This is a genomic window from Myxococcus sp. AM011, assembly GCF_013372595.1.
Lineage (GTDB): Bacteria > Myxococcota > Myxococcia > Myxococcales > Myxococcaceae > Myxococcus > Myxococcus eversor.
This window is the reverse complement of record NZ_JABXEM010000437.1, coordinates 1-5,482: the sequence shown is the minus strand read 5'-3', so window position 1 is coordinate 5,482 and position 5,482 is coordinate 1. Positions and strand designations below refer to the sequence as shown.

At 71.7% G+C, this 5,482-nt stretch carries 4 protein-coding genes and 1 pseudogene; 3 read left to right on the top strand and 2 right to left on the bottom strand.

Going from position 1 to position 5,482, the window contains the following annotated elements; all coding sequences use genetic code 11:
* Together HUW62_RS49770 and HUW62_RS45505 are read left to right on the top strand one after the other, a co-directional pair.
* Positions 1–429 (top strand): annotated as a pseudogene (locus tag HUW62_RS49770) (hypothetical protein); the annotation flags it as partial.
* A 144-nt stretch (positions 430–573) separates the two neighbouring features.
* On the top strand, positions 574–2,355 hold the full coding sequence (locus tag HUW62_RS45505; protein ID WP_163863240.1) for a serine/threonine-protein kinase: 1,782 nt from the start codon (positions 574–576) through the stop codon (positions 2,353–2,355).
* Between the two features lie 40 nt (positions 2,356–2,395).
* On the opposite strand, the gene HUW62_RS45500 is transcribed toward HUW62_RS45505, so the two are convergent.
* Positions 2,396–3,166: a transglycosylase domain-containing protein gene (locus tag HUW62_RS45500; RefSeq protein ID WP_163863242.1), complete on the bottom strand. Its 771-nt coding sequence runs from the start codon at positions 3,164–3,166 to the stop codon at positions 2,396–2,398.
* 58 nt (positions 3,167–3,224) lie between these two features.
* Here HUW62_RS45500 and HUW62_RS45495 point away from each other — a divergent pair, with 58 nt between their 5' ends.
* Positions 3,225–3,917: an NAD-binding oxidoreductase gene (locus HUW62_RS45495; protein ID WP_163863244.1), complete on the top strand. Its 693-nt coding sequence runs from the start codon at positions 3,225–3,227 to the stop codon at positions 3,915–3,917.
* On the opposite strand, the gene HUW62_RS45490 is transcribed toward HUW62_RS45495, so the two are convergent.
* Positions 3,911–5,482 (bottom strand): WD40 repeat domain-containing protein (locus HUW62_RS45490; RefSeq protein ID WP_176437999.1); only part of this gene is annotated, 1,572 nt, incomplete at its 5' end. The genes HUW62_RS45495 and HUW62_RS45490 overlap by 7 nt on opposite strands.

The window sequence follows — 5,482 nt, the reverse complement described above, 5'->3', positions numbered from 1 at the left end:
GGCGGGGCCTCCATCGGGCTGCTCGTGTTCGACTCCCAGCTGACCCTCGAAGCCAGCGCTCGCATCGAGACGCGTGGCGGCGGCGCGGGCGGCCAGGGAGGCGCGGGCGGAAGCGGTGGAGACGGCGGAGGCGGCGGAGACGGCGGCCCGGACAAGGACGCCCTCATCTCGGAGGAGGGTCCGCTCGTCACCACCACCAGCGGCAGGGGAGGCAATGGTGGCCTCGGTGGCGCGGGAGGCAATGGTGGCCCCGGCGGCGGTGGAGGAGGTGGCCCCTCGGTGGGCATCTGGTGCCAGCGCGCCCAGGTCCCCCTGGATGGCGGAGTCATCATCGCCCAGGGTCCGGGCGGCGCGGGGGGCGAGAGCGACGGCACCGCGGGAGGGGCGGGCGAGTCCCTGCCTGTGACGGGCTGCGCTCCCATCCAGTAGGGTCATCCGTCCGCTGTCTGACGCTGTCGGTCAAGCCGACAGCGTGGGGTGTGCGATGCCTGAACGCTCGCCCTGCACCCAGGTCCGAACCACATCGCGTCAATCACCCCGTCTTGGTACGCTGACTTTTCTTCCTGGCCCGAGATGGCTTCCGAGTTGAACTGCGAAACCTGTGGTTTTCCCGTCCCCGCCGACACCGGTGTGTGCCCGCGGGACGGCACCGTGGCACTCGCTTCGTTCCACGTCCCACCGCCGGTCCCGGTATCGCCGGTGGCCGACGAGCCGAAGGTCGTCGTGCAGAGCACCCTGGAGGCCCTGACGGACGTGCCGAAGGATCCGCTCATCGGCCTGAAGCTTGGCGAGTACGAGCTGCGCGCTCGCATCGGCGTGGGCGGCATGGGGCTGGTGTACGAAGGAATCCAACCGCTCATCGGCAAGCGCGTGGCGGTGAAGGTGCTCCGTCCGGAGCTGGCCCACTCGAACGAGCAGGTGGAGCGGCTCTTGGCCGAGGCCCGCGCGGTGAACGCCATCCGCCACCGCGGCATCATCGACATCTTCGGCTTCGGCCAGGTGCCCGACGGCCGGCAGTACATCGTCATGGAGTACCTGGACGGTCAGCCGCTCGACGCCGTGCTGTCGGAGAAGAACCGGCTGCCCGTGCTGGAGGCCCTGCCCATCCTCGACGAGGTGCTCGCCGCGCTGGCCTCCGCGCATGGCGCGGGCGTGGTGCACCGCGACCTCAAGCCAAGCAACATCTTCCTCGTGCGCCAGCCGGACGGCTCACGCTACGTGAAGGTGCTGGACTTCGGCCTCGCCAAGCGGGGCCAGGGGCCCACCGGCCGCACCGCGCAGACGCGCACGGACATGGTGGTGGGCACGCCCGAGTACATGGCGCCGGAGCAGGCGCGAGGCCAGGAGGTGGGTCCGATGACCGACCTCTACGCCCTGGGCGTCGTCACGTTCGAGATGGTGACGGGCCGGCTGCCCTTCGTGGGCAGCTCGCCGGTGGACCTGTTGATGAAGCACGTGGAGGCCCGTCCGCCGCGGCCCTCGGAGTTCGTCTCCGACCTGCCGCCCGCGCTGGACGCGTTCATCCTCCAGATGCTCACGAAGGACCCGGAGACGCGTCCCAACTCGGCGGACGCGCTGCGCCAGCAGCTCCACAAGCTGCGCCGCTCGCTGCGCTCCACCCGCTCCAACCCCAGCGCGCTCGCGCCCACCCACGAGAAGCCGCCTCCGGCGGATGACTCGGCGTCGCGGCGCCCCACCACGCCCGTCGCCGTGCCACCGCTGGAGCAGCAGGCCTCGCCCACCCCTTCGCCCATCCGCAAGTATGTGCCCGTGGCGGTGGCGCTCGGCGCGTCCGTGGCGTTGCTCGCCGGCGCCGCGGCCATCGTCTTCCAGGAGCCGGCCCGCGCCGTGTCCCTCACGCCCGCGCCTCGCGAGGAGCTCCCTCCGGCCCACGTCCGCGCCGCGCCTCCCGCGCCGCCCGACAGCGAGGCCCCGAGCAAGCCGGGCGGCAGCGGTCCGGCCGAAGCGGCTCCGGTGGCGGAGGACAAGGTGGAACCGGCGGCTCCCGGCATGGGCCGAGCGCTGGCCGCCACGGCTCCCTCGGCGAAGGCTCCCCCTCCTCCCCCCTCGGAGACGGCCTCACCGCTCCCGCGCGCGGGACGCCCCGCGGGCACCTCCAAGCCCTCGGCCAGCACGGACGCGATGTCGCGCGGCAGGCTCCTCAAGCGCATCAACTCGCTGGAGGAGTCCATGCCCGAGTTCATCAGTCAGGGCCGGGTGAAGAGCCCCGATATCGCGCTGAACATGCTGACGAAGTACCGGCGCGAGCTCGCCGAGAACGAGGACGGGGAGACCCGGCGCAAAATCCAGGAGGCCCTCGACTACATGGAGAACTCGTACATCAAGAAGCCCTGAAGGCAGGGCTCGTCGAAGAAGCACCCCGGTGGAAGCCTCGCTACTCCAGGCAGCCCAGCGGCTCCGTCGTCGCGTTGCGGGCCCGGTCCTCGCTCACCAGCTTCCAGCCCGCCAGGTCCGCCAGCAGCGTGTCGCGGTCCTGCCGCAGCACCGTGGGGTTCTTGCACTGGCGGATGTCCCAGTAGCGGTAGAAGGGCGGCAGGGCGAGCTGGAGCTCCGCCAGCTCCGAGAGCTGCAGCTCGTTGAGCTCCTTCTTGAAGAGGGTGAAGGCCACGTCCTCCACGCCCACGACGCCGCGCTCGAAGTAGACGATGGCCAGGTCGTAGGCGATGAGCTGGTCCTTCTGCATGAAGGCGTGCAGCCGGTGCGCGGCCACGGTGAGCTGCAGGTTGCCGGAGATGCCCAGGCCCTGGGCGATGCGCATGGCCAGCATGCGCTCACAGCCGCCCTCTCCCGGAGGCGCCGTCCCCACCGTCGCGCCCAGGAAGAGGCGCCACGCCCAATTCGCCCCGTCCTCGCGCGGCGTCTGGAAGTAGCGGGGGCACTCCATGTGCCGGATGTAGAGCGCCACCAGGTCCTTGGGCAGGCGCGAGAAGTCCGGACGGTTGAAGGTGATGGGGCGCGGGTTGCGCTCGAACTGCCCGGCCCGGAGGCTCATCCGCTCGCCTTCGATGCTGTGCTTGAGCAGCTTGTCGACGTCGAACTCGCTCTCCAACTGGGGCAGTTTGCTCGCCGTATAGAGATACGTCAGCGGAATGAGCACGCCGGCCAGGCCGAGCATGAACAGGACTATCCAGAGAAGACTCTTCACGGCCCCAGGTTACCAGGGGCAGCGCTCTCCCGGCACACGGGTTAAAACCGCACTCACCATGCCCGACTGGCATCCGGCCATCGTCACCTCCCGCTCCCCCGCAGCCGACGGGCTCACCGACCTCGTGCTCGACATCCACGGCACCCCGCTCGTGGGCACCCACTCCCACCCGGGGCAGTACGTCAGCCTCTGCCTGCCTGGGATGGAGCCGAGCCTGTTCGCCATCGCCTCCCCGCCCGAGCCCCAGGGCGGACGGTGGGAGTTCCTCATCAAGGACGGCAGCCCCCTGCCCGACGCCCTCGTCCGCCTGTCGCCGGGCGCCCACGTGCATGTGTCGGCGCCCAAGGGAAAGGGCTTCCCGCTGGAGCGCGCTCGAGGGCATGACCTGCTCCTCTTCGCCACCGGCACCGGCATCTCCGCCATCCGCCCCGTCATCGCCAGCGTGCGGCGCGAGCGGGAGGCCTTCGGCCGCGTGAAGCTCTACTTCGGCGCGCGCACCCCCGGTGCCTTCGCGTACCAGGGAGAGCTGCATTCCTGGGAGGAAGGCGGCATCCAGGTGGTGCGCACCGTCAGCCAGCCCGGGGCGAGCGGCTGGCAGGGCCTCACCGGCTACGTGCAGGCCCACCTCGGCGAGGACACCGTGCAGGACGCCATGGCCTTCGTCTGCGGACAGTCGAGCATGTCCCAGGGCGTCATGGACGCCTTGAAGGACAGGGGCATGCCCCGGGGCCACATCTTCTTCAACTACTGAGCGGCGGGCGCCCCGGGAGACACCACGGAGGCGCCCTCCGTGTAGCGCACGTCGAGCAGCACCGCGGACGGCTCGCTCTCCCCGGTGCGGCTGGCCACCTGCGGCGTCCACGCGGCCACCCCCACCAGGCGCCCGTCCGGGCTGAAGCGCACGCGGCGCACGGACCAGTCGAAGCCGTGACTCCCGCGCGCGGTGGACTCGCCCTCGGTGAAGAGGTGCACCTTCTTGTCCCAGCCTCCGGAGACGAGCGAGCGCCCGTCCGGGGAGATGGCCGCGGTGGACACCACGCCCCGGTGCACCGGCCACTTGTGCAGCACCTTGCCGGTGGCCGCGTCCACCAACGCGCCCGCGTTGAAGGGCCCTTGCGGCTCCTCCACGCCCTGCCGCTCGCGCTCGTACACGGCCCTGTCCCGCTCCGGCTTCTGCTCGGAGAGGCCCACGCCCAGCCGCTGCCCGCGCGCATCCACGGTGACGTCGCTGACGTACGCGGGGAAGGTGAAGTCCGAGCGCGCCGCCAGCACCAGCGTCTCCACGGGCGCCGCGTCCTCCGGCGTTGGCGACTTCAGCGTGAGGAGGGCCTCGTGGTTGACCTCGTCGAAGGACACGCCCACCCGCTCCGAGAAGGGCGCGCCCAGCACGCCCTGCACGCCCTGGGGCACGCACGCGTCACACACCGCCACGTCCACGCCGCGCACCACCAGCGACTTGAAGCGCAGGGACTGGCCGCGCGCCAGCCGCGCCTGGGTGATGCCCAGCGGGCCCGGCACGTCCACCGTCTCCTTCAAGAAGGCCACGTCGATGCCCGCCGCCGTGGCCGCCTCGCCGGTCACGACGATTGCGGGCACGCGCGCGTCCAGCGCGAAGCTGACGGGCGCCTTGCCATTCACCGAACCGCCCACCACCGCGGAGCCGCCCCGTCGCTCGAAGCGCGCGCGCGTCCCCTGTGAAGCCACCGACTCCAGGCCCGAGCGCCACGCGCGCACGTGCATGTCCCAGCCACCGGAGTACAGCGTCCCGTCCGGCGCGAAGGCCACCGCGCTCACCGGCCCCTCGTGCCCGCGCTCCTCGGAGGCATGGGCCAGGTCCGGCACGGACAGCACGGTGAGCAGGCCCTTCGCGCCGCCCGCCACCAGCCAGCGGCCGTCCGGGTGGAAGGCCACCACGGTGAGCGGCTCCTCGGTGACGCGCACGCCGCGAGCCTCACCCGTGGCCGCGTCGAACAGGCGCACCGCGCCGTCACGGCCCGCGGTGGCGACCAGGTTTCCGTCCGGCGAGAAGGCCACGCCCTCCACGTCGAACTCGTACGCATTGACGAGCGGATCGCCCAGCTTGCGGGGCGGCGTCTCCAGCGCCCAGAGGGACAGGAAGTAGGAGCGCGCGCCCAGCCGCGTGTACGCGACGCGGCGCTGACGGGGTGAGAAGTCCAGGCCCCAGATGAAGTCCGTCCGGTTGAGGATGGCGCCCTTCTCGAGCCCCGCCGTCGCTCCGGTGAGATACGCGCCCTGCGTCTGGCCCAGCCGCGCTTCCACCTCCGGAGCCAGCCCCGCCGCGTGGTGCGCGCACCC

What these genes read in the sequence shown, in the direction of transcription:
- HUW62_RS45505 (WP_163863240.1), top strand. Translation starts at nt 574, where the DNA reads ATGGCTTCCGAGTTGAACTGCGAAACCTGTGGTTTTCCCGTCCCCGCC.
- HUW62_RS45495 (WP_163863244.1), top strand. Translation starts at nt 3,225, where the DNA reads ATGCCCGACTGGCATCCGGCCATCGTCACCTCCCGCTCCCCCGCAGCC.